This is a genomic window from Paraliobacillus sediminis, assembly GCF_003426055.1.
Genome location: NZ_QJSI01000001.1, coordinates 179,734 through 204,081, shown reverse-complemented (window position 1 = coordinate 204,081; position 24,348 = coordinate 179,734). Strand labels below are relative to the sequence as shown.

Annotated in this window: 19 protein-coding genes, 1 pseudogene and 1 riboswitch; of the genes and pseudogenes, 5 read left to right on the top strand and 15 right to left on the bottom strand. The window is 36.4% G+C overall.

The window, feature by feature from the left end:
• Positions 1–91: 91 nt before the first annotated feature.
• The 3 genes from D2K60_RS00925 to D2K60_RS00915 form a co-directional block, all read right to left on the bottom strand.
• On the bottom strand, positions 92–4,948 hold the full coding sequence (locus tag D2K60_RS00925) for a LamG-like jellyroll fold domain-containing protein (protein ID WP_117168123.1): 4,857 nt from the start codon (positions 4,946–4,948) through the stop codon (positions 92–94).
• 528 nt (positions 4,949–5,476) lie between these two features.
• The gene (locus D2K60_RS00920; protein WP_420818799.1) at positions 5,477–6,436 is read right to left on the bottom strand and encodes a TRM11 family SAM-dependent methyltransferase; all 960 of its coding nucleotides are present in this window, start codon (positions 6,434–6,436) and stop codon (positions 5,477–5,479) included.
• Between the two features lie 122 nt (positions 6,437–6,558).
• A complete protein-coding gene (locus D2K60_RS00915) occupies positions 6,559–6,915 on the bottom strand; it encodes a nucleotide excision repair endonuclease (protein ID WP_117168121.1) in 357 nt (118 codons plus the stop codon).
• A gap of 198 nt (positions 6,916–7,113) precedes the next feature.
• On the opposite strand from D2K60_RS00915, the gene D2K60_RS00910 reads away from it, so the two are divergent.
• From D2K60_RS00910 to D2K60_RS00900, 3 genes are all read left to right on the top strand, one after another.
• A complete protein-coding gene (locus D2K60_RS00910; protein WP_240335251.1) occupies positions 7,114–8,925 on the top strand; it encodes a sensor histidine kinase in 1,812 nt (603 codons plus the stop codon).
• Positions 8,922–9,533 carry a response regulator transcription factor gene (locus D2K60_RS00905; RefSeq protein WP_117168119.1) on the top strand — a complete coding sequence of 204 codons (612 nt, stop codon included), beginning with the start codon at positions 8,922–8,924 and terminating at the stop codon, positions 9,531–9,533. The genes D2K60_RS00910 and D2K60_RS00905 overlap by 4 nt, the downstream gene beginning before the upstream one ends.
• 218 nt (positions 9,534–9,751) lie before the next feature.
• On the top strand, positions 9,752–9,883 hold the full coding sequence (locus D2K60_RS00900) for a DUF4023 family protein (protein WP_117168118.1): 132 nt from the start codon (positions 9,752–9,754) through the stop codon (positions 9,881–9,883).
• Positions 9,884–9,950: 67 nt separating this feature from the next.
• Here D2K60_RS00900 and D2K60_RS00895 read toward each other — a convergent pair whose 3' ends face one another.
• The 6 genes from D2K60_RS00895 to D2K60_RS00870 all read right to left on the bottom strand — a co-directional run bounded on the left by D2K60_RS00895 (position 9,951) and on the right by D2K60_RS00870 (position 15,981).
• Positions 9,951–10,973: an NADP-dependent oxidoreductase gene (locus D2K60_RS00895; RefSeq protein WP_117168117.1), complete on the bottom strand. Its 1,023-nt coding sequence runs from the start codon at positions 10,971–10,973 to the stop codon at positions 9,951–9,953.
• Between the two features lie 148 nt (positions 10,974–11,121).
• The gene (locus D2K60_RS00890) at positions 11,122–11,472 is read right to left on the bottom strand and encodes a zinc ribbon domain-containing protein YjdM (protein WP_117168116.1); all 351 of its coding nucleotides are present in this window, start codon (positions 11,470–11,472) and stop codon (positions 11,122–11,124) included.
• A gap of 129 nt (positions 11,473–11,601) precedes the next feature.
• Positions 11,602–13,071 carry a protein adenylyltransferase SelO gene (locus tag D2K60_RS00885; RefSeq protein WP_117168115.1) on the bottom strand — a complete coding sequence of 490 codons (1,470 nt, stop codon included), beginning with the start codon at positions 13,069–13,071 and terminating at the stop codon, positions 11,602–11,604.
• A gap of 236 nt (positions 13,072–13,307) precedes the next feature.
• The gene (locus D2K60_RS00880) at positions 13,308–13,943 is read right to left on the bottom strand and encodes an FMN-dependent NADH-azoreductase (RefSeq protein ID WP_117168114.1); all 636 of its coding nucleotides are present in this window, start codon (positions 13,941–13,943) and stop codon (positions 13,308–13,310) included.
• Positions 13,944–14,086: 143 nt separating this feature from the next.
• Positions 14,087–14,857 (bottom strand): YibE/F family protein, encoded by a 771-nt coding sequence (locus tag D2K60_RS00875; protein WP_117168113.1) that lies wholly within the window; start codon positions 14,855–14,857, stop codon positions 14,087–14,089.
• Entirely contained in the window at positions 14,854–15,981 is a 1,128-nt protein-coding gene (locus tag D2K60_RS00870) for a YibE/F family protein (RefSeq protein WP_117168112.1), read from the bottom strand. Before D2K60_RS00870 ends, D2K60_RS00875 begins: the two co-directional genes overlap by 4 nt.
• 279 nt (positions 15,982–16,260) lie before the next feature.
• On the opposite strand from D2K60_RS00870, the pseudogene D2K60_RS00865 reads away from it, so the two are divergent.
• Both D2K60_RS00865 and D2K60_RS00860 read left to right on the top strand, forming a co-directional pair.
• Positions 16,261–16,987: pseudogene (locus D2K60_RS00865) on the top strand (spr1630 family ClpXP-sensitive toxin).
• A gap of 38 nt (positions 16,988–17,025) precedes the next feature.
• Positions 17,026–18,228 (top strand): spr1629 family repressor/antitoxin, encoded by a 1,203-nt coding sequence (locus D2K60_RS00860; protein ID WP_117168111.1) that lies wholly within the window; start codon positions 17,026–17,028, stop codon positions 18,226–18,228.
• Positions 18,229–18,403: 175 nt separating this feature from the next.
• Here the strand turns inward: D2K60_RS00860 and D2K60_RS00855 are convergent, their stop codons facing one another.
• The 6 genes from D2K60_RS00855 to solA all read right to left on the bottom strand — a co-directional run bounded on the left by D2K60_RS00855 (position 18,404) and on the right by solA (position 24,233).
• A complete protein-coding gene (locus D2K60_RS00855; protein WP_117168110.1) occupies positions 18,404–19,477 on the bottom strand; it encodes a metal ABC transporter solute-binding protein, Zn/Mn family in 1,074 nt (357 codons plus the stop codon).
• A gap of 86 nt (positions 19,478–19,563) precedes the next feature.
• On the bottom strand, positions 19,564–19,833 hold the full coding sequence (gene rpsN / locus D2K60_RS00850) for a 30S ribosomal protein S14 (protein WP_117168109.1): 270 nt from the start codon (positions 19,831–19,833) through the stop codon (positions 19,564–19,566).
• A 381-nt stretch (positions 19,834–20,214) separates the two neighbouring features.
• Complete coding sequence (locus tag D2K60_RS00845; RefSeq protein WP_117168108.1) at positions 20,215–21,027, bottom strand: MetQ/NlpA family ABC transporter substrate-binding protein; 813 nt, start codon at positions 21,025–21,027, stop codon at positions 20,215–20,217.
• A 58-nt stretch (positions 21,028–21,085) separates the two neighbouring features.
• The gene (locus D2K60_RS00840) at positions 21,086–21,748 is read right to left on the bottom strand and encodes a methionine ABC transporter permease (RefSeq protein WP_117168107.1); all 663 of its coding nucleotides are present in this window, start codon (positions 21,746–21,748) and stop codon (positions 21,086–21,088) included.
• Entirely contained in the window at positions 21,738–22,772 is a 1,035-nt protein-coding gene (locus tag D2K60_RS00835; RefSeq protein ID WP_117168106.1) for a methionine ABC transporter ATP-binding protein, read from the bottom strand. Before D2K60_RS00835 ends, D2K60_RS00840 begins: the two co-directional genes overlap by 11 nt.
• A gap of 120 nt (positions 22,773–22,892) precedes the next feature.
• Positions 22,893–22,994: riboswitch (SAM riboswitch) on the bottom strand.
• A gap of 102 nt (positions 22,995–23,096) precedes the next feature.
• On the bottom strand, positions 23,097–24,233 hold the full coding sequence (gene solA, locus D2K60_RS00830; protein ID WP_117168105.1) for an N-methyl-L-tryptophan oxidase: 1,137 nt from the start codon (positions 24,231–24,233) through the stop codon (positions 23,097–23,099).
• Positions 24,234–24,348 lie beyond the last annotated feature (115 nt).

The following is a 24,348-nucleotide window of genomic DNA, read 5'->3' as shown; positions in this document are numbered from 1 at the left end:
ACGGCTTGTAATACTCTAATAAAGATTAGCGAATAAAAAAGAACCCTTTAACTGCATCTTGCAACTAAAGGGTTCTTTTACTTTACTAGTATTAATTCACTTGATTCTTTCTTCTACGTAGTACTATGAAACTACCAAAACCAATAACAAGTAATGCTCCACCTAACACTAACCAATTAAATTGATTTGTTGCAGTTTCCGGTAATTTCTCACCAGTACTTTCTTCTTCAGACACTTCGTCTGTATCTGTTTCTTCTACCAAATTATCTTGTTCACTATCCGTGTCGTTAACCTCAGTCTCATCTGTTTCATCTATCACCGGAGTTGGAGTTGGCTCTCCCGGTTCTGATGGTACTACTGGCTCTTTTATCTGTAGTTCTTCCAGTCCATCAATCCCAGCCTGTAATGCAGTTAATGCTCCAGTCAATACTTCTTCTGAATCAATCGATTCAAGCGCTTGTTCCGCTTCTGTAATCGCTGCTTGTAATGATGCAAAAGAGGCTTCCGTATAACCATCCGCATTTATTTCTTTTGCAGTATCGATTAATGCTTCTAGCTCCGTTGTATCAATTTCTGGTTCTGGCTCTTGTTCTACCACTTCCAGTCCATCAATTGCAGCTTGTAATGCTGTTATAGCTGCAGTTAATGTTTCCTCTGAATCAATGGTTTCAAGCGCTTCTTCCGCTGCTGTTAATGCTGTTTGCAATGCACTGAAAGAAGATTCTGTATACCCATCTACCAGTATTTCTTTTGCTGTTTCAATTAATGTTACCAAGTCTGTTACGTCTACTTCTGTTATTTCAAAGACACCATAAATACTAAAGTGGTTTACTTCTGCAACTACTTTAAACGTTTCAGCATCATATGAACTTGATATAATCTCTTCTTGTTTCTCATTATCTTCGTTTATATAGCTAACTTGTACATTTTCCCAATCAGTTACTTTCGTTGGATCAACAGTAAAGGTTAATGTTACTGGCGTGTCCAAACTAATATCCTCATCACCTGAAGTTAATGTAAAGTCATACAAGGTACTTAAAGCATCTGAATGTATAACGCTTGTCATACCTGATACAGTATTAAAACTAAACGTAACATCTTCTCCAGTCTTTAAGAGTTCTACTGGAATGGCTGCCTTGACACTGCCATAAACCATTTCAACCGTAGTTCCAGCTTCTAACTTTTCAAGAACTTCTGCTGTAAGAACAGTAATCTTTGCATCTAGATTTGTTTTGTAGACATTGTCTACGAATTCTAGTTCTCCGATATCACTTACTTTTTCCGCGTCTACTTCTGCAATAATTAGTTCATTAATTGCTTGTTGTAGTTCTGATATAGCCGCTGCGACAGCATCTTCTGAATCAATCGATACAAGCGCTTCTTCCGCTTGTTTAATTGATTCTTTTAATGCTGCAAACGTAGTTTCTGTATAACCATCCGTATTTACTTCTTTTGCCTTTTCAATTAATACTTCTAACTCAGTTACATCAATTTCTGGTTCTGGCTCTTCTTTCACCTGTTCTATCAGTCCATCAATTGATGCCTGTAGTGCATTTATTGCTGCAACTAAAGACTCTTCTGAATCAATCGATACAAGTGCCTCTTCTGCTTCTGTTATTGCTACTAGTAATTCAGCAAACGACTCGTCTGTATAGTCTTCTTCAGAATACCCTTTCGCTGTTTCGATTAATGCTTCTAGTTCTGTTGTATCAAGTTCTGGTTCTGGCTCTTCTTCAGGTTCTTCATATTCTCCTAATACAAGCTCATAATATTCTTTAATATCATCTTCAGATACTGCTGTTTCACCATATATACGCAGATCATCCATTAAGCCTTTGTATGGCGCATCCCAATAGTTAACACCTAAGCCAAAACTTGCATCTGATCCACTAAACACATCAGGGAAGTCCGTGCCAGTAAATGCTTGCTCACCATTAATATATACCGTAATCTCTCCATTATCGACGGTAAAAGCTACATGTGTCCACGTGTTAGTTGGAATCGTTTCACCGATTGATGCATTGTACCTCGCACCATTACTATCAGCCATTAGATTGGTATTTTTTACATCACCGTCAATTGGGCTGATCGGAACAACACTAACCCATTCACTGTTTGTTTTTGTACCAAAGAATGTTGTGGTAAAGTCATTTATTTCTTCTGGATTTAACCACAAGGATACAGTATACGCATCGGTATCAATTAATCCATTTGGTAAACGTATACCAGATTCGCCATTGAATACAGCTGCTTGACCATCTATACCGCTATCATAAGAAATGGTACCACCTGTGTTATCAATACGATCTCCTGTAATAGTTCCTGCTTCTAATTTGCCTGTTTTTTCTTCTAAATCATTATCAAAATCATAGTTAGCTGTTAACCCAATTGGATTTTGATAAAGGTCGTTGACATCCGTTTCTGAAAGTGCCATACCGTCATAAATCCGAACCTCATCCATTAAACCTTTAAACGGGATATCCCAATAGTTAACACCAAGACCAAAGACTGCATCTAAAGATGTAAATATATCTGGGAATGCATCACCCGTGAACTGTGCTTCACCATTGATATAAACAACAATGTTGCCTTTATTAACTGTAAAAGCAACGTGTGTCCACTCATTAGCAGGAATATTTGTGCTCGGCACTGCATCATACCAATCAGCGCCGTTATGCACCCATAACTCCGACTTTGACTCAACTGGTCCACTTGGTACAAAACTAATCCAGTTGCTTTCTGTTCTCGCCCCGAAGAACGTTGTAGTAAACCCTGTAATTTCTTCTGGATTCATCCATAAAGATACAGCATACGTGTCACTCGAAATTAAACCATCTGCTAAACGCAAGCCAGATTCACCATCAAACTTTGCTGCTTGACCAACTACACCGTCTTCAAATGTAATCGATCCACCTTCATTGTTAATTCTGTTACCAGTCACTGTAGCATCGTCTTGCTTGCCAGATTGATCTATCAAATTATCACTAAAGTTGTAATAAGCAGATAAGCCACCTTCAGCCTCAGCTAAAACAGTAGTAGTAATAGCCAATGTTTCAGTAACATCACCTAATGTAATTGTTGCCGTAAGCTCAACAGGCGCGTCTCTCATACCAAATCTCGGTCGAACGACAGTTCCATCATTTGATAATACTTCAGGTTCTGAAGATTCCCATGAGATTTGTGTTCCTCTTGTTGCTACCGTTTGAAGTGATACATCACTAATGACAGTAGTTGGAATCGTGTCACTTAATTCCGTTTTTATTGCTGCTACCAATTCGTCATCTGACGAACTTTCCACATGACTTCCCCAAATAACGACACCTTCACCTGACATCGCACTAAAAGTCATGACCCAGCTTTCGGAAGTAGGATCCCATTGGCGAATAAATACACCATCATAGGTATTCTCGCCAATCGATAGTTTCACTCGATAATCTTCATACAATTCCCATGTACCTGATACAGCACCAGAGATTGTATTATCCGCATTTAATTTTACCCATGTAGAGTCAGTTACATCTCCAGTGATTTCTTTTCCGTGGTTAATATACTTATAATCACCAGTAATAGCTTCAGTAGAAACAGTTTCGATTGTTTCACCTGCATAGCGATATGCTGTTGGTACCGGCCATTGATCCGTGTTCTTAAATGTTTGATGTACACGAACTTCATGTGTTTCCCCTTGTTCTGGGAAGCGCGTATGCGTAACTAAAAACTCTTTCCCTGTATCGGCATCCGCATAATAAGAATTATGTCCTGGTGCCGCATAGCCTGTTCCAATTCCAGTGCCAGCTTCTCCAAGATCCCGTTTAAACAAGAAATTACCCATCATTTTATTTCCTATTTCTTTATGATCATCCATTGAAGGGAAATTCCCAACACCTTCGTCAAATGACTCTGGGAAAACCGCTTCGTTCCCTGCAGCATCTACAAACGGACCTTCGATATCTTCTGATCTAAATTGACGCATTTGATAGCCACCATCAGAAGCTAAGCCACCATATGTGATATATAGATAGTAATAGCCAGCGTCCTCATCATAGACTGCATAAGTTCCCTCACCAGATCTTCCATATCCACCAGCAATTTTAGTACCGAAATATCGATCAATCATTCTTCCATCTTCTGTTTGTCCATCAACTCCTGGATAGAGCGGTTGACCCGTTTCTTTATCTAGTTCTAAAACAAAAGTACCACCAGACCAAGAGCCATAAGTCATCCATAATGCTCCATCTTTACCATAAAGAATATTTGCATCAATCGCATTTGTATAAAGTGCATTGTTATAATTACCAGTCTCTTCACTCGTAAACCAGTCTGGATTCACTTCATCAAATATGCCATCATCTATTAGATCTGCAATATTTGTATTCTCCCAGTGTTTATTTACATCACTACTATTATCGTATGCTTCATAGTTCGTAAAGCCAGAATACATAATTGTATCAACGTACTGATACGGTCCTTCAATATCTTTTGAAACCGCCATCCCAATTGCAGAACGGATATACGTAGAAGAAACACTGTAGTACATCGTATAAGCACCAGTTGTTCCATCTTGATTCAGATAATCTTTATTCCAAAAAATATCAGGTGCCCATACAGCAAATCCACCGCTACTATCAGCATCATCTTCCCCAGCCCATGCAAATGATTCAGCAAGGTTTTTAGATAAATCACCATAAAGTTGATTATCTGGAGTAGTGTACCCATTTGTGAATGAGTCCCAATTAATTAAGTCGATCGATTTTGCTCCATCAACATGTGAACCAAATACATAGTAAGTATCACTGTCTTTATCCTTAATTATAGATGGGTCATGAACAGAGGCATTCCTAAATTCAGGCACGTCAAGTTCTGCCCCTCCTTCATTACCTAATACAGTTGTCGGTATTAATAAAACAAGTAATAAAAAAGCAGCTATAAATAATTTTGAAAAATTACGCATTAATTTCTTTCTCCTCTCTTAACACAATTTTGAAAGCGTAGTCATTTCGCCCTATAATAACCTTTATTGAATATCTAAGACGATAACTTCAATAAAGATTTTCTTGTTGTTAAGAACACTAGATTCGGTTCATTTTCTGAGTATGTAAAATAGAGCAGGGAAGAAGGCTCTTAGATGTGGTATAAATTCAAGTGGCTGAGTGACCTTTACCAAACGGCAAATTGTTGCTAAAGATTATAGCATCGTCATATAAAACCTCCAATATAGTAGATGTACCCACAACTTATAAACCGCTTACAAAATACTTGTCAATAAGTTAAAAGCTTGTCGGCTTTACTTAACATAATACACAAGACACTAATTGTCAACAGGATTTTCTTCTTGTAATTGGAGGATATATTAAATCATCAGGAAATCAATTCAAGTTGTACGGTTCACTTTGATTTAAATGGGAGCATCATCAAAAGAAATAGAGGCGAAGGGCTATATAACTCTAATTATTTAGCCCTTCGTTAAACTAAAGTTCGCTTAGTTACAGACAATAATTTCACGTGTGAATAATCTCTTTTTAGCCACCGCTCGATCTACTATTGTAAAACCAACCGTTAGTAAAATTTCATCAATTGGTTCAACAGTTATAACTACTACTTTCTTCGCAAATCTACGAGCACTTGCGAGCATCTCAATTTGTTCCTCATGCGTTATGACAGAGCACAAATTATAAGGCAAATCAATAATAGCTACATCGTAATTCGTTGTGATATCCCGGATATCCGCTAGATTCACTTCTCCTGTAAAACCAAAGTGTGCAATATTTTCTCGTGCCCCATCTAGAATGAGGTAATTTCTATCACTACCTACAATATCAACACCCATTGATCGAGCCTCAACTAATACAGTCCCGATTCCGCAGCATGGATCAATCGCTTTGATACCATCAATTTTTGGAATAGCGATATTTACAACAGATCTTGCAACACGTGTATTAAGCGCTGTCGAGTAACTATGTGGCTTTTTTTGATGGTGTAGCCAAACTGGTTCATTTTTAACATAGTCACCAAATATCCAACGTCCCTCTACAAACATAACACCAAATAACCGATCTGGATTATGAAAATCAGCTTCACTTGGAACATGTAGACCAATATCTTTCTCTATTGTACGGCGTAGCTCGAAACCTTCCTTTTCTTTCTTCGTCAAGCCAAGGTTTTTAACATACATAATTTTAAATGTATCTCCGGCCAATTCTAAGTCTTTCACTTGATTGATTAAATCTTCTAGCGTTTCTCCTTCATAAATCACACAAATTCTTTCCTTAAGAAATGGGCTTCGTGTAGGATCAACTTCTACTGAACTTTCTAAAACGTTAGACTTTGCTTCTTTACCAAAAAAAGTGCGCATTTCCAAAGCAAATAACGATTTCTCATCATCTGGAAATGAGCAACTATATACATAAAAATTCGAAGTTTGTAGGTTATTCGTATCCAATTTATTCGTCATCCTTTAAGTTATCAATTTCATTTCCAACAAGTAAATATCCTTTATAACATAACAAAAGCAATAGGCATAGTCTACATCTGACTGCACGTATTGCTTCTGTTTTATCGACTTTATTTAAAAAACGCCTTATCTATATTGTATTTTGCTTTAAGTTCATTAACAATATACGTTTCATAAATTTCTCTATCGACAGGTTCTTCAATTTTACATACTTCAATTTTGGTAACTTCATGTCTGTGTTCTTTTATTACAGATACAGAATCCTCAAAATGCTTCTTAACTCTTGGTCTTAACTTTCTTGCCTTACCAACGAATAACAACTCATTATCATCATTGTAAAACATAAAAATACCGCCCTTATCTCTAGGTATAAGGTGAAAGTCAGTAAATCCATAGATGTTACTTAACTCTGGATGGTCCTTTTTCTTAATTGTAATATCCGGTGTCGGAATTGTTATTTCTATCACGTATGCTCACTTCCTCTTTCTGTATTATTCTAAATGCTATCATAAATTGTCCTGTATTGCTATCATAGCTATTTTTTGTGTTTCATAACGTACTTATACAAGTAAAATTCGAAATATTTAAAAAATAAAGCGAGCTTTCTTAACTTAATGGTATATTAAGTATATAATGATAAATAATGAGAGGCGGTTTCCTTGAAAATGAGCTTTGAGCAGGTGTTGTTTTTACTATTGTTATTGATCACTGGTTGTTTGCTTTACATTGCCTATCTTGCATGGAGAAGAAGAGAATCTCCCGTTGCTGTTAGCCTATTTTTAGGTATGTGCGCAGGAGCTTTCTATTCTTTGGGTTATGCTTTTGAAATAATTAGTTCAGACTTACAGCAGATATCCTTTTGGCTTAGAGTTGAATATATTGGCATCTCTTTTGGAACACTTATTTGGTTTATTATGGTGCTACAATTCACAAGCCATCACGCACTTCTACGAAAATGGATACTGTTAAAGCTCGCAATTGTACCTATCCTTACATTTGTAAGTCATTATACGAATGAATGGCATCATTTATTTTATAGAAATATTCAGCTTAACGATTTGAATGGCCTCTCTTTAGTTTCACTAACAATTGGTCCATTTTATATGATTCACGTGATTTATTCCTTCGTACTTTTTATTGTGGGGATGGCATTTTTAATCCAGATGTATCGAAAAGCAACAGGTCCTATGAAGAAGCAAGTTTTAGTAATGATGGTAGGTTCTTGTGCACCTTATCTCATTTCTATTATATATTTACTCGATTTTATGGAAACACCTCTTGACCTTTCTCCATTTGGACTTCTTTTTTCGGGTATACTTTTTATATGGGGAATCTATCAATTTAACATGATGAAATTGGTTCCACATGCCTTGAAACAGGTTTTTAATTCAATGAAAGATGCAGTCATCGTGCTTGACCTAGATAATAACATCACAAGCTATAACTTCTCCGCAAGTCAGGTTTTGAAAGAGCTTGATAAGAAAGGCATAGGACAAACAGCCACTCACATACTCTACTACTATCCAGAACTACTTAAAACTATTACAGATGGCGATTCCTCGCCACGAAAAATACAGATAGCGAACGATACCGATTTTCGCTATTATAACGTTTATCTTTCACATGTTTGCAATAAGAGACAGCGAATAGTTGGTAAAACACTATGGTTAAATGACATCACTGAATCTGTAGTTAATGAAGAAAGGCTACTTGCTAGCTCAAAACAATTGGCTGAACTGAATGCATTTAAGGATAAGATGTTCACAATTGTTGCGCATGATATTCGTGATCCACTTTCATTACTAATGAATTTGATGGAGATCCTGAGAGAGGAATTACAAGAGAGTCAGGAAAAGCACGATGAAATTGCTCTTGAAATGGAACAACAAATCCAAAATGCTTTTTCACTGGTAGAAAGCTTGCTTGACTGGTTCCGAACTCAAAAGGGTGGCATGCTATTTAATCCTGTAGTCTGGAATTTATCACAAGCTATCAGGAGAAACGTTGATTTACAATACCTTCAGAGTAAGAGAAAACAAATTACAGTCATTTCAGAAATACCTAGCGACTTGATTGTTTACGCTGATAAGGAAATACTAGACTTGATTATCAGAAATATTCTATCAAATGCTATTAAATTCACAGACTATAAAGGAAGTATCGAAATACGAGCAGAGCAGATAGATGGTAAAGCGATTGTTTCTATAACAGATACAGGGATAGGAATACCACTGGACCAAGCTGATGCGTTATTACAGGATCGAGATATATATCCTGAATCTTTAACAGGAACTGCCGGAGAGCGTGGGATTGGTATTGGACTCACCTTATGTAAAGAGTTTGTCCAAATTAATGGTGGGGAATTATGGTTTGAGAGTGTTGCTAATCAAGGTAGCACCTTTTATTTCTCTACTCCAATTCCTAATGAAATTTCTGCAGACTCTACAAAACAAGTTGAAGGAATGAGTATAAAATGAAGGTAGTCATTATCGATGATGAAAAAGCGATGCACTTGATTATGAAAAGAATGCTTAGAAAGATTGATAACATTGAAATCGCGGGAATTTTCCAAGAGACGACAGTAGCCTTTTCCTATCTACAGAAATGTAAAGTTGACTTAGTATTTATTGATATTAACATGCATAAGGAAAATGGTCTGGATTTTGCAAAACGATTAAGAGCTAGTGGCTGTGAAATGAAATTGGTATTTGTCACATCCCACAAGGAGTATGCATTACCTGCGTTTGATGTCTATGCTTACGATTACATTGTGAAGCCCATTTCTCTCGAAAGACTCACCCGAACGATTGAACGGTTTCTCTCTGAAGAAAATGCTGACATAGAAACAGTAGCAAAAATAACGCCTCAAAAAGTAGAATCTCCTCTAATTGAGTCATTAACAAAAAGAGAATTGGAAATCATGCAGTTAATGAGTAACGGATTGACAAACAAAGAGATCGCTTCAACATATCAGTTAGCAGAAGGTACAGTTAAAAATCATATTGTTAATATTTTCGGAAAACTTCAAGTGAAAAACAGAGTGCAAGCGACAACTATGGCCAAGTCATTTAATCTAATTAATTAACTTAAGTTTTCATCTAGTTATTTTTAAAATGTAAACCCTCTGCTGAATATGGCAGAGGGTTTACATTTTCTATTGTCTTTTAATTTTACCTAAAATAAGAAAACCGCTAAGAGCGTACTATTCCTTTTAAAATTGACTGACTAAAATCTAACTAAAAGGTATGAATCATCTTGCTACGGAAAACGTATCAATACATTCTAAAAAAAGGAGGGATTTAAATGGATGATACACACGAATTCGTTGAAAAATTGCACGATAAACAACACAAAGCGGAGCAGATTGAAAAGCGTCAAGGCAAAGCACACGCTGATCGTAAATTACCTAGTAAACAACATAACACAAACAAATAAAAGAACGACACAATGTCAATTCAATCTTGACGTTGTGTCGTTCTTTTTTTAATCGATCGTAACAAGCTTATTTAGCATATTTGCGATCTGCAACTTTTACGAGTTGCTTTCCAACATTATTTCCTTTAAAGAGATCAAGAAAAGCATCTGGAATATTCTCAAAGCCTTCTTTAATTGTTTCACGATATGTTAACTTTCCTTCTTTAAACCACTGTGCTAATTGCGTTGAACCTTCATTAAAACGACTGGAGTAGTCACCTAGAGTAAATCCTTTCATTAGTGCGCTTTTCTTAACAAGTTTTGTTTGAACACGAGGTCCAATATCTAATGTTTTTAAATTGTAAGAAGAGATTGCTCCACAAATCGGTATACGTGCATTTTTATTTATTTGCGTTAAAACTGCGTCAGAGATTTCTCCACCAACATTATCAAAGTAAATATCAACACCATTAGGACAAGCTTCTTTTAAAGCTTCTTCCATGTTAGCTGTTGTTCGATAATTTATTGTTGCATCAAAGTTTAATTCTTCCTTTAATAATTTGACTTTTTCTTCTGAACCAGCTATACCAACTACATGTGCGCCTTTTATTTTTGCGATTTGGCCAACAATTGATCCTACTGCTCCTGCTGCTCCAGAAATAACAACAGTCTCCCCTTCTTTCGGTTCACCAATATCAAGCAAACCAAAATAAGCAGTTAAACCAGTCATCCCCAATACACCTAAGTGTGTTGATATAGGCGCAAGTGATGGATCAATTTTTCTTATTTCATTTTCATTTGCAATATAAGACGTTTGCCATCCATAAGAACCGATAACAACATCACCCTGTTTAAAGCTAGTTGATTTTGACTTTACTACTTCGCCAATGGAGCCACCCTCTATTACGCCATTAACTTTAAACGGTTCAATATATGACGCTACATCCTGCATTCTTCCTCTCATATATGGATCAACGGAAACATATATCGTACGGATCAGTACTTCTTTATCCTCAAGTTCTTTTACATCGGTTTCAATAAATTTAAATGTATCTTTATCTGGCATCCCTTGAGGTCTTTTTGCTAAAACGATTTGGTTATTTTTTGTCATGTACATGTCCTCCTTATTAGTTGTTATGGGGTATTTTAACAGATTCTAGTTTTTTACACATTTATTTTGATTCAGATCGCAGCACAACGTATTTTAAAAGGCTATGTAACGTCCAGATTCTCTCTGACACTACATAGCCTTTAACATTTTAAAGTTTTTTTACGAATTTAGATTTTACTAACATTGCTCCAAAACCATCAATTTTACAATCAATATCATGTCCATCTTCACCATCAGCAACTAAACGTATATTTTTGATTTTTGTTCCCATTTTCAAAGGATTTGAACTACCTTTTACTTTAAGATCTTTAATTACTGTTACAGAATCTCCATTGCTTAGAACATGACCATTCGAGTCTCTGTATACTTTTTCTTCTTCACTGTTTTCATTATCAGCATCTAAAGTCCATTCGTGTGCACATACTGGACAGACTAATAGACTTCCATCTTCGTACGTGTATTCTGAATTACATTCTGGGCAATTCGGTAACTCTACCATACTATCAATTCTCCAATCATTGTTTCTCTAGTAACACCATTTATATATTATACGATAAAAAAATCATTTAAACTATGTACCAGTTAAATGGGGATAAAGTTTCTTTACTCAATCCCCATTTTCACTCTATCATGTGCCACAAAAAGTTTGGTAGTAACGATCTGATTTAGCTGGTAGTGAAGTGTATTCTTCTTGTTCTGAGGTATGTGCATATGGCTTTTTGAGAACAGCAAGAAGTTGCTCCATCACGCTATAATCACCACTCTTCACTGCAGCTTCTAACGCCTCTTCCACCTGATGATTGCGCGGTACAACAGCAGGATTACTATTTTTCATTAATTCGAGCGTAGCATCTTTTGATTCTTGTTGAATATCTAATCTTGCACGCCATCTTTCCTTCCATTTAGTAAAGTCGGGAGTTTCAAAAAATACTTCCTCTTGATAATGATCAAATGTTAGTGCGCGAAAGGTATTGGTATAATCTGCATCATGCTCCTCCATCATACGAAGAAGATCTACAATAAGCGCTTCATCCTCTTCTTCTTCTTTGACTATCCCTATTTTCGCTCTCATTCCCTGCAACCAATTTGAACGATAGAGTTCTTCATACCTAACCATTTCATCCTGCGCTATCTTTACCGCTTCTTCCGGATTTTCATCTAATAGAGGTACTAATGTTTCTGCAAATCGAGCGAGATTCCAGCCACCAATAGGCGGTTGATTTCCATAAGCATAGCGACCTTGTCTATCGATTGAACTGAATACTGTTTTAGGATTATAAACATTCATAAATGCACATGGACCATAATCTATTGTTTCCCCACTAATGGCCATATTATCGGTATTCATGACGCCATGAATAAAGCCAACTAGCTGCCATTTTGCAATTAGTGCGGCCTGACGTTTAATGACTTCCTTCAGCAAGGATAGATAACGATGTTCATCCTTTTCAATATCTGGAAAATGCCGTTGTATCGTATAATCAGCTAATGCTTGTAGATCGTCATCCGCACCCCATTTCAACGCATATTCGAACGTTCCTACACGTAGATGACTAGCAGCTACACGAGTCATGATCGCGCCTGGTAGATCTGTTTCACGCCTAACTTGCTCACCCGTTGTCACAACAGCAAGGCTTCGGGTAGTAGGAATTCCTAAGGCAAACATCGCCTCACTAATAATGTATTCCCGTAACATAGGACCAAGCGTTGCTCTGCCATCACCACCACGTGAATAAGGTGTTCTACCTGAGCCCTTTAATTGAATATCAAACCGTTCACCTTGAGGAGTAATTTGCTCGCCATGTAGTAAAGCTCTTCCGTCACCCAACATTGTGAAATTGCCAAATTGATGTCCAGCATATGCTTGAGCAAGAGGCACTCCCCCTTCAACAGTCTGATTACCAGCTAGCACTTGGACGCCATCTTCTGCTTTTAATGCATCACTATTTAAACCTAAAGATTCAGCTAATGACTCATTTAGAATAACCAATTTCGGTGCGCGAACAGGATTTGAAGTAATCCTCGATAAAAACACACTAGGAAGTGTCGTATATGTGTTTTCTAAATTCCAACCAGGTTCTATTATATGTTTTGTCATTTTATCACCCTTTTCAAAAATATTGATGCTATTCTAGTTACACTTCACAATTGATGGAAAATGCGGCGCATTACAATTTCTTAATCACTTCTCAAATGAAATTGATTCCTTTTAGTGTATACCACAGTCAATTTAATATCCATTTAGGGAAATGAAGACAGCTATCACTATAGTTTAGCAGAGCCTTTAAAAAAAGAAGAACCAACATTAAAATGTAGGTTCTTCTTTTTGTTCTATTAAAATGTATGTGCTAAATCTTTTGCACGGTTAATTCCATCTTCTTTAATCGCTTCTGCTTTTTCAGGCATTGCAGCATGGCCTTCAACAAACAAACCTTCAAAGGATGGTACGCCAAAGAAATTCATAACGGTATTTAAATAACGATGTCCCATTTCCATATCAGCAGCTGGGCCTGTAGAGTAAATTCCTCCACTAGCTTGAATATGCAAAGCTTTTTTGTCAGTCAAAAGACCAATAGGACCTTCTGCTGTATATCTAAATGCTTTATTTGCGACCGCAACAGAATCAATATAAGCTTTCATTACAGGTGGAAAAGAGAAGTTCCATAAAGGTGAAACAAATACATATTTATCTGCTTCGATAAACTCTTCACTTAATTCATTTAGACGGCCTACTTTTTCTTTCTCTTCTTTACTAAGTTCTTCAAATCCTTTACCAGACTGAAGTTTTCCCCATCCTTCAAAAACATCTGCATCAATCGAAGGGATATTCTCTTTGTAAAGATCTATGTGCACTACTTCATCATTAGGATTAACTTCCTTATATGTATCAATAAATGCCTTACCTGTAGCCATACTAAAAGAAACCTTTTCATCGTGCGGGTGTGCTGTAATATACAATACTTTAGCCATAATCTTAACACCTTTCTATTCCCTAAAATTTTTTTAGTCTGTAAAATCACTAAATGAATATACTATCTCACCTTAGAGATATAAACTATGATAAACATCATAAAACACTTAAATATTTCAAGTCAACTAATCTGTTTGGAAACTTATGTCTTTTTTCTTATTTCTGGTTTAACTAAAACGGTTGACGTAATCAGTGCAGTAATAGGGATTATCAAGGCAACACCAATTCCACCACAAAGAATCGTGATCATCTCGGCACCAAACACCTTTGAATTAATCATTTCTCCAAGCGAATAGTCTAAATCTTTAAACCGAATTAACAAAGCTAAATAACCACCAAAAAAGGCGAAGAATAGTGTATTGGCACTTGTGCCTAGTAAGTCTTTACCAATACTTAATCCAGCAAGAAAAAGTTCTTTTTTAGTAATAGTAGGGTTATGACGATGTATCTCAAACATTGGTGAGCTGATAGAAATAGCCTCATCTGTTATAGCTCCAATCGTACTCATAATTATCACAGAAGCCGCTACCTTCACAAAATCTATTCCGATATAAAAAGAATAAATATACAGTTCCTCTACTTCCTCCACACCAAAACCTTGAATCATCGCTTTTTCTGTAACGATAAAAATGAATACAAGTAAAATAGCAGTCGTCAAGACAGTAGAAACAAATGCTGCTTTGGTTTTGATATTTACTTCATTAATAAAGAACAAATTTATACAGCTAATGATCGTACAGGCTATCAATGTTAATACGATGGGATTGGCGTTTTGATCAGTCATAATCAATACCGTTATTAACAACACGATAAAATTTATAAATAATGCAATAAAGGAACGTACTCCCTTTTTTCCGCCAATGACAGCCATCAATACAAAGAGAGTACCAGCTAGGATTACTAGAGCATTCATAATCTCGCCCTCTTTCTATTAACAAAGAAAATTGTAGTATATAAGCCGATTGGAATGGTTAAAACAATACCAATTCCTCCAGCTAACGCACGCGTTAATTCCAATGATAAATTCATTGAAAGTGTAAATCCTAACGTAACATCATTGAGGAAGTAGAGAAGCAGTGTCGGAATCGTCCCACTTACATATGCGAAAAATAAGATATTTGTCATTGTTCCCATGATATCTTTACCTATTTCAAGCCCTGATTCTTTCAAGTCTTTTACAGAAATGCGATGATTTTTTTCATATAAGCCAAACAAGGAAGAAGACATTGTAACCCCTACATCCATTACAGCACCTAATGCGCCAACAAGTACACCCGCCATAAATATCGCTTGAGGTGCACGACTTAGAAAAGCCATTTCTTCAAAACGCAACCCTTGCTCATCCGTTAACCAAAGCACAAAGATGGTAATAAACAGGAGCACGAATGTGCCAAGCAACGTTGATACAATCGCAGCGTACGTCTTTTCATTAAATCCGCTAATAAATAACAAAGATAGCACAGTCATTATAATTACGGTGATACTCATAATAAATAAGAGACTAATATCAGAAGTCTTGATATAAATATCTAACGCATAAGCTATCAAAGCAGCATTAACTAGTAAACTAATAATCGCGAAAAACCCTTGTCGCCTTCCAATTGCTATTAATACAAAAATAAAGACCCACGTAACGAGCAATAAAGATTCGTCTCGTTTTACATCAATTATACTTCCAGCCAGATCAGCATTATTTTCGGTAGAATCAATCGAAATAAATAAATCATCTCCAACATGAAATTCTGGTTGATAAATCCCAGATCCAGAGTACTCATTACTTAAATGCACAAGCTTACCTTTTGAGTCACCATTCTGCATCTTTGCAACAAGTTGTTGTGTGTAGATAACATCTTCATTTTGATGCTCATCTGTTACGTCCCTTTGGTCTTCCACGCTTATTTCAATAACTTCCGCAATCAACTCATCATAGAAGGAATGATTGTTATAAACAAAAATAAGCGAACCAATAAAAGAAATAGCTAGTGCAGTTAATAAGATATATTGTTTTAGTTTTAGTTTTTTTATCAGCGTATTCATCTTACACATCCTAATCTTTTGAGCAATAATTTACATCTTATCATAATTAGTCAGGTTGAGCAGACTTTGCTTATCCGATTTCTAGAATCATGATACCCAAGGTCACCATTGCTTATCCGTTTGTTTTGCATCTTATTCTAGCATTTTCTATAAGGAAACTATAAAAATAAACCGAAACTTATCATATTACTTTAATTAAATTAAAAAAAATCATATTCACACTGTCTGTTTTCGTATAAAATAGAATTAATTATATCTTGATAGATTGGAGTGGGAGGATTGGAGAAGTACAAGTTTAATTCGGAAGATAACGAAATGATCGCACACGCGATTGTAGAAGGTTATCGAGAATATATTGAACATCGAAAGGAACGCAGAGAAAAAATGCAAATCAGCTCTGCTTTTGCATGGACAAAGGGTAATTTTATTGAGAACAAATTAGCAGAAGAATGTATCAATCATGGTTTCTCTTTTAAGAAATCAAAGGCAGGTCTAACATGGGATTATCTCCAATTTATCCATGAAGAGACGAAAAAGTTATTTCTCATTAAAAACGCGGCTTATTTTGATGAACAGTGCTTTTCACAAGCAAAGTCACCAGATAGCTTAGCAGATGGTCGTTCTCGCACCTATCTTCATGAACTTTCAAAAATAAATAAAGATTCATTTCCAAAATCCGAGGAAAAACTTGCGTTTGAACATTCCGAACAACTTTCTATCTTTGTTTCAGAGAACCAAGTAAAAGAAGAGTTAGATCACTACCAAACCTACGATGAATTTCATATTCTCACTTATCAACTTGATGAGGCATATCAAATATCAAAGATTATGCATTATTTACCCAATCCAGCAGATAATATTGCCTATTAAGATAGAGGAGCTTTCCTCATATATCTCTGGTGCGGAATTAACAGATGAAGAGCGGGAAGTTATTGCCCCTACAGCGAATGATGAAATCATAGATCCAGCAGCTTTCGATATTGGAACAGAAAAACAAAATGAATGAATATACTAACAATTTCTGATTATGTAAGGAGGAACGATATGTTTATTGGTGAGAATTTAGCCAATCTTCGTATCATGCGCGGATATTCACGAAAACAGCTCTCTGAACTATTAAATGTTACAGAACAAGCAGTTTGGCAATACGAAAACAAGTACACATCGCCAAAAATGCAAGTGGTTAATGCATTAAAAAATGCATTTGGTGTGAAAAGCAAGTACTTCTACACGCAGGATATTCTTGAGCGCACGATGATACGAGATAATATTAAAATGCAGCATATTGCTTATCGCTCCAAATTGATACATGTTATATCAAAAACACAGGCAGAAGCTAAACATATGGAATATCTAGATACGTTTGTAAATTACTTAACAGCTAAAATCAGTTATCCATCACTTAAAATTATTGATTTAAGAAATGATGTCCTTCACTACCTATCCACTACAAGTGAAGATAGGATTACACAAATAAATAAAGTAGCCAATCTAGCCCGTAATAGATTAGGATTTAGAGATGACACAAATGATGACCTTCTGTTTCTAGTCGAGAAGAGTGGTGTCTTTATTTTCGAAAAAGCACTCGGAGATGAAATAGACGCTTATAGCCTATGGACAAGTCAAGAACGACCTTACATCATTTTAGGAAATATGAAACGTTCATCTGTACGAAGAAACTTTGATATTGCGCATGAACTAGGTCACTTATTACTGCATTACCGCGCGGAATTTAATAACCTAGATCGTAAGGAACATAAAACACTTGAAAAAGAGGCAGATATATTTGCTGGTGCATTCCTTTTACCAGAAGATGCATTTGTGTCGGACATGAGTAATATATCACATCTTACGAATCCAGATGCATATATCGATTTGAAAAAGAAATGGGGTACTTCTCTGCAAGTATTAGGGTATAGAGCAGCTAATCTAGAGATTTTCGATGCAAAAAGTCATAGGAATTTCTATGCAGCTCTTCACAGAAAAGGGTATTTAAAAATAGAACCACTTGATGACACTATCCCAATTCAGACACCTCAAAAGGTAAAGACTATTATTGATCTAGTAGCAAAAAAAGGACTGATAGATATACGCCAAATGATTGAAAACGATTGGATGGTAGATGTTTCTTTCTTTTATCGCTTAACAGGAATAGATCAGCGTTTCTTCTCTAACTATTTGGTAAGCGAAAAAGATTTCGGGTTAGAAAATGTCACTGCGTTACCTTCTCGAATAGTTCGTCATTAAACTAACAAAAACAGCTAGTTACGCTGCATATCTATAGGTCAGCATATAAAATTCACGTCAAAAAACGTTCAGAATATAATCTGAGCGTTTTTTGACGTGAATTCCACTATACTTTTTCCAGTTAAGTACCGATACTTGAAGTCTAATGATTCACATCATGTCCCTGTAAATTATATTATTCTTCTAAAGCTATTAATAGCGTCTCAAGATTTTGATTCATTATAGTAAAATAATCTTCATTATTCTCCGCGTCGGCTTCTGTTAGAACAGACAGATTATGAATATTTAGAGAGGCCACGTCAGTCTCATTTTGAATCACTTTCGCAACTCTAGGCTCTATATTCTGTTCAAACAGCAAGTAACGAATACCATGATCATTGACTACATCTATCACTTCTTCTAATTGTTTTTGTGATGGTTCATTAGTTGAGGATAGACCAGAAATTGCTACTTGCTCGATTCCATATGCCTCTTCCCAATAACCGTATGCCGCATGGGTCACCAGAATCTCTTTTCTTGCTGTATTCTCGATTTCATCACGAAAACTTATATCCAATTCTTCTAGTCTTGTTTTTAAATCTTGAAAATTTTCCTCGAATTCTTTTTCTTCACTCGGCATTAATTCGACTAACTGATTCTTTATATTTTCTGCTAATTCAATGGAACGAATAGGATCTAACCAAATATGTGGATCTTTATCGCCATGGTCATGATGTTCTTCTTCATGGTCTGCTTCCTCATGATCATGTTCTACCTCTTCTGCTTCGTGATCATTGTCTTCTCCCTCGTGGTCATGATCTCCTTCTTCTGCTTCATGATCACCGTCTTCTCCCTCGTGATCATGCACATGGTCAAGTAACGGAATATCTCCTGCTGCTTCTAAAATCGTTACATCTTCATTTTCCAATGCTTCTTCTATACTCACTGCATAAGTTTCCATCTCGGCTATGTTATAAATAAAGGCATCTGCCTCAGCAATGTCGATCATTGTTTTAGAGGTTGGCTCATATGTATGAGCATCTGCTCCAAGCGGTAAAATTGATTCGACTTCAACATGGTCTGCTCCGATTTGTTCTGAAAAATATGCCAATGGATATAACGTTGTGTAAATAGTTAACACTTCATTCGTTTGTTCAGCAGTTACTGTGACCTCATCATTCTTCTCTTTAGTTTCTGTTGCACCACAACCACCTAAAATAAGAATTGCTAGTAGAGTAAACATGCCAATAATAATACGGTGTTTTCTCATATTCCCCATCCTTCATTTTTATTTTCATTTACGTATTTAAATATCCCGAAGCTTACAATTCCTACTTTGCTTACGAACCACGTCTATTACCAGCTTGATTTCTTTATTCCAGGTAATTGACCTTTATGTGCGTACTCTCTAAAGGCAATACGTGACATCTTAAACTTCCTCATATATGCTCTAGGCCTACCCGTTATCTCACAACGATTTTTCAATCTTATTGGCGATGAGTCCCGCGGTAATTTACTAAGTGCTACATAATCACCTTTAGCCTTTAATTCCTTTCTTATCTCTGCATACTTAACTACCATTTCTTGGCGTTTTTTCTCTTTCGCAATCTTTGATTTTTTAGCCATTTCTTATACCTCCTCACAAATAATAATCATTACGATTTGTTAATTAAAAAAACATAACCCGCATTTACTTAAATCGTAATGATTTCGTTTTAATGATTATTATAGATTATGTTTCCTCGTTTGTAAACAGTAACTATTACGATTTATTGTATTTATATATACTTCTATTTTAAAAAATAGCAATAAGGAGGTTTAATGGCACATTTCTTTAAACGCATAACTATGCTTCGATTGTTTATATAATTAGTACATACAGGAGGAATCGAGGTGCATTTATCAACAGTTCTATACAACGAGATTAGAAATAAAAAACACCCCAGAAGTTAGATTATTAATCTCTAACTTCTGGGGTGTAGCACCCATACAAGGTTACTTCTTATATTATTCGCCTATAACTTCTTCAATCGGTCGGATTACTGGAACAGCTGCTCCTTCGTACTCTTCTTCAATAAAGCTTGTCACTTCATCTGAGTGATAGATGTCTACAATCTTTTGAAGTGATTCTTCATCCTTACGATCTGTATGTGCTGCAATAATGTTAATGTATGGTACGTTTTCGGCATCTTCACGGAAAACTGGGTCGTCCGTTGGATTTAATCCTGCAGCAATTGCAACATCTGAGTTAATAATTGCTGCTGTTGCGTCTTCTAAGCCACGCGCTGTTTGACCAGCTGTTACAGGTACAATTTCAAAGTCCTTTGGATTTTCAACAATAGCTTCTACACCGCCTGCACCTTCAAAGCCTTCTTCAAGTGTAATTAGTTCCGCCTTTTGAAGGAGCATTAATGCTCTACCTAAGTTTGTTGGTTCTTTGGGCACGATAATTTGTGCACCTTCCTCTAATTCACTTAATTCCTCCACTTCATCTGAGTAAATACCCATAGGCCAAATCGGCGTTGTTCCGATTGCAGATAGGTCTAAGCCACGCTCTTCAGTGAAAGAATCAAAATAACTGATTGTTTGGAATGCATTTAAATCAATCTCTCCATTATCTAGAGCAATGTTCGGTTGTACATAATCACTGAATTGAATAATTTCGATCTCTACGCCTTCTTCACTTGCTAGTTCCTTCACTAGCTCCCATGTTGGTGTTTCGGCTGTTGTCGTCCCAACTTTAACAGTGTCGTTGTCTGATCCACAACCTGCTATAAATAAAAGTAATAGTCCAGTAAGCGTAAATAAAATTTTCTTCATTTTGTAAACTCCTTCTTGTAGTTATTTTATATAGTAAGGGATTAAATACATCCTCAACCTATGATCTTCTAATTCTCTTAGCTAAGTAATTTCCTAATGATTGAATAAATTGAACCATAATTACTAATATAATAACAGTAATGATCATAACCTCTGTCTGGAATTGATTATAACCATAAGAAATGGCCAAATCACCAATACCACCTGCACCTACAGCACCAGCCATAGCAGTAGCACCTATTAAACCGATGATTGCAATAGTCAGCGATAAAATTAACGAACCTAATGCTTCTGGTAAAAGAAATCTCCAAATGATTTGCCAAGGTGTTGCTCCCATTGCCTCAGCTAGTTCAATTGTACCTGGACTAACCTCTAGTAAGGAGTTTTCTACCAACCTTCCGATATACGGTGCCGTATAAAATACTAGCGGAACAATCGCAGCAGTTGTACCAATCGATGTACCTACAATGAGTCTGGTAAGCGGTAGAATTGCAACAATTAGAATTATAAATGGAATGGATCTAAGTACATTCACAATAACATTCAACACGTTAAACACTGCTTTATTTTCTAGAATGCCTCGTTCTCTCGTTATAACTAAAATGATTCCAAGTGGGATACCAATTAAAATTGAAATAAAGAAAGCGACAATAATCATGTATAATGTTTCGTTTAATGAACCGAATAGTTCTGGCCAAAACCATGCCCAATCAAACTGCATCTGATACCACCTCCTTGATCGTTACCTGCTTCCTTTTGATATAGTTAACCACGTTTTTAATCTCATTTGGCTCACCATTGAATTCGACAATAATATTACCAAAAGGCTGTTGCTGGATCTCTGTAATTGTTCCATAGATAACATTAATATCTACCGGGAATTTCTTGGCAACATCAGAGAGAAGTGGATCATTAGCAGACTCTCCTTTGTAAAGAATTCTGTAGACAGAATGGGACGCATCTTTTTCAAGTACTTTTTTCAATGTTGCTTCAGGTAGTGCATCATTTAACACTGTTCGAACAAAGCTCCTTGCAATTGATGTTTGCGGTTCTGTAAACAAGTTGATTGTCGTATCCTGTTCGACAATCATGCCACCATCTAGGACCGCGACTCGATCACAAATATCTCTAATTACATTCATCTCGTGTGTAATTAGTAAAATCGTAATACCTAGCTCATCACGGACCTGCTTTAACACTTCCAATACCGCATTTGTTGTATCTGGATCAAGCGCAGAAGTAGCCTCATCACATAACAAGACATGTGGATCTGTAGCAAGTGCTCTTGCAATACCAACTCTTTGCTTTTGTCCGCCAGAAAGCTGCTCAGGATAATGATCCACCTTGTCCCCTAAACCAACAAAAGAAAGAAGTTGCAGTACCTTTTCTTCGATTTTATCTTTTGAATACCCTTCTAAAATAAGTGGCATTGCCACATTTCCAAAAGCGGTTTTCGAATGTAGGAGATTAAACTGTTGAAATATCATCCCTATTTTCTTTCGTTCAGCTCTTAACTGCTTTGCGTCTAGTTTTGTTAAATCTTTTCCGTTCACAAAAACTTTACCGGAGGTCGGCTTTTCTAATAAATTCACACAACGAATTAAGGAACTTTTACCTGCGCCGCTGTAGCCAACTACACCGAAGATTTCTCCCTTTTTCACTTCAAGGTTAATCTCCTTTAAAGCCTCAACTGGGTTATTGCCACCCTCGCCATAAACCTTCCGAATTCCTTCCAGCACTAACATGAATCTCTACTCCTTTTGCACGCTCAAAGACGCTTCTGGTCAAGTTATTTTCATTCTATTTTTAACTCTGTAGACAAAAAAGAACCTAATTCTATCGAAAGAGGTTCTTGTATCTAAAAAACCTTATCTTCCAGAATAATCTCCTGTAGGATGTAGCACCTTTCTCTAAAGAAGGTTGCTGGATGTCATCGGGCCTTGTCCCTCCATCTCTCTTGATAAGCAATATTTAATTAGTAAATCCATTAGTTTAATCAATAATAACTACTGTTCACATAATTGTCAACAAAATGCGACAAAGCTTTCAGAATACAAAGTTTATAAAGTCTATGATTCAGAAAATCTTTTTATCGAAAATGGACTAATATCTAATGCTGACTCCTTATTCCCCGTCAATAATTGACTTAGAATTTCTCCGATCACACTACTAAATTTAAATCCATGTCCAGAGAAACCACAGGCAATCACCACATGGTCATGATTTGGATGCCGATCAATTATAAAATCTGAATCTGGTGTGTTCGTGTATGTGCATGCTTTTCCCATTTTGTGTTGGCCAAGTTTAGGCATACAACTTTTAGCAAAACTACTAACATCTTGTTCATCTTGTTCCTGTGTACCAAATGGATCAATGGCTTTGTCCATATCTCGTGGAATCCCTCCATCATGTCGGCCAATTTTAACTCCTGTCTGCGCTATGCTTGGAAATCCATAATAGGTTTCATTAGGTAACTCAAAAGAAAAGGCCGGAAACATATTAGAATGATACATACTTTCCTCTGTTTGAAACCAAGAAAACGTATTTCTTTGCTCTTCTAATGGTAGATCCAAACCGATTAGTGGAAGTAGCTTTCTTGTACCAGCACCTGGAGCCAAGATTAGCGATTCTGCGGTAAAAGTTTCTTCTGCTGTTTTCACCTCTACACTATTTCCAAAAATAGAGATAGCCGTTACAGGCGCGTTGACCTTAAGTACAGCACCATGCGCTTCCGCTTGGTTCCTAAAAGTTCTAATACAATTTTCGCTCATTAATACACCTGAATCTACTTCATAACAACCCATATAACCTTCAGGCACGTCAAAACCAGGCCACCTTTGATTAATTTCCTCAGCAGTTAAATGTTCTACATTAAGTGAGTAGTTTTCCGCACTATTAATTACGTTTTTCATAAATGGAGAATCAGGTTTTGCAATATTAATAACACCCGTTGGAATAAAAATTTGCTCGTCTGCCTGTTCTTGAAGATCATTCCATAGTTCCTGCGCACGTAATGCCATTTCCACATAGCTTTCCCCTTCGCCATAGGCATGCCGTATGATTCTAGTATCCCCGTGATGCGATCCATCTGCATGAGGGGGGTTATGAGAATCAATTAATAACACACGTTTCCCTTGTTTTGCTAAGTAATAGCCTGCAGCCATTCCCATCGAGCCTGCACCTACGATTATAACCTCATAATCCATATTATTTGACCTCCTTCAATGTTATCCCTCTATGTCATAATAATTTCAATAACTAGAATCATACCTCCATCTGAAACAAAATTCAATAGATGCAGGGGAACGGTTCTTTTCTTCC

What these genes read in the sequence shown, in the direction of transcription:
- D2K60_RS00905 (WP_117168119.1), top strand. Translation starts at nt 8,922, where the DNA reads ATGAAGGTAGTCATTATCGATGATGAAAAAGCGATGCACTTGATTATG.
- D2K60_RS00860 (WP_117168111.1), top strand. Translation starts at nt 17,026, where the DNA reads ATGTTTATTGGTGAGAATTTAGCCAATCTTCGTATCATGCGCGGATAT.
- D2K60_RS00845 (WP_117168108.1), bottom strand. Translation starts at nt 21,027, where the DNA reads ATGAAGAAAATTTTATTTACGCTTACTGGACTATTACTTTTATTTATA.
- D2K60_RS00880 (WP_117168114.1), bottom strand. Translation starts at nt 13,943, where the DNA reads ATGGCTAAAGTATTGTATATTACAGCACACCCGCACGATGAAAAGGTT.
- solA (WP_117168105.1), bottom strand. Translation starts at nt 24,233, where the DNA reads ATGGATTATGAGGTTATAATCGTAGGTGCAGGCTCGATGGGAATGGCT.
- D2K60_RS00840 (WP_117168107.1), bottom strand. Translation starts at nt 21,748, where the DNA reads ATGCAGTTTGATTGGGCATGGTTTTGGCCAGAACTATTCGGTTCATTA.
- D2K60_RS00835 (WP_117168106.1), bottom strand. Translation starts at nt 22,772, where the DNA reads ATGTTAGTGCTGGAAGGAATTCGGAAGGTTTATGGCGAGGGTGGCAAT.
- D2K60_RS00925 (WP_117168123.1), bottom strand. Translation starts at nt 4,948, where the DNA reads ATGCGTAATTTTTCAAAATTATTTATAGCTGCTTTTTTATTACTTGTT.
- D2K60_RS00855 (WP_117168110.1), bottom strand. Translation starts at nt 19,477, where the DNA reads ATGAGAAAACACCGTATTATTATTGGCATGTTTACTCTACTAGCAATT.
- D2K60_RS00900 (WP_117168118.1), top strand. Translation starts at nt 9,752, where the DNA reads ATGGATGATACACACGAATTCGTTGAAAAATTGCACGATAAACAACAC.
- rpsN (WP_117168109.1), bottom strand. Translation starts at nt 19,833, where the DNA reads ATGGCTAAAAAATCAAAGATTGCGAAAGAGAAAAAACGCCAAGAAATG.
- D2K60_RS00870 (WP_117168112.1), bottom strand. Translation starts at nt 15,981, where the DNA reads ATGAATACGCTGATAAAAAAACTAAAACTAAAACAATATATCTTATTA.
- D2K60_RS00890 (WP_117168116.1), bottom strand. Translation starts at nt 11,472, where the DNA reads ATGGTAGAGTTACCGAATTGCCCAGAATGTAATTCAGAATACACGTAC.
- D2K60_RS00875 (WP_117168113.1), bottom strand. Translation starts at nt 14,857, where the DNA reads ATGAATGCTCTAGTAATCCTAGCTGGTACTCTCTTTGTATTGATGGCT.
- D2K60_RS00910 (WP_240335251.1), top strand. Translation starts at nt 7,114, where the DNA reads ATGAGCTTTGAGCAGGTGTTGTTTTTACTATTGTTATTGATCACTGGT.
- D2K60_RS00885 (WP_117168115.1), bottom strand. Translation starts at nt 13,071, where the DNA reads ATGACAAAACATATAATAGAACCTGGTTGGAATTTAGAAAACACATAT.
- D2K60_RS00895 (WP_117168117.1), bottom strand. Translation starts at nt 10,973, where the DNA reads ATGACAAAAAATAACCAAATCGTTTTAGCAAAAAGACCTCAAGGGATG.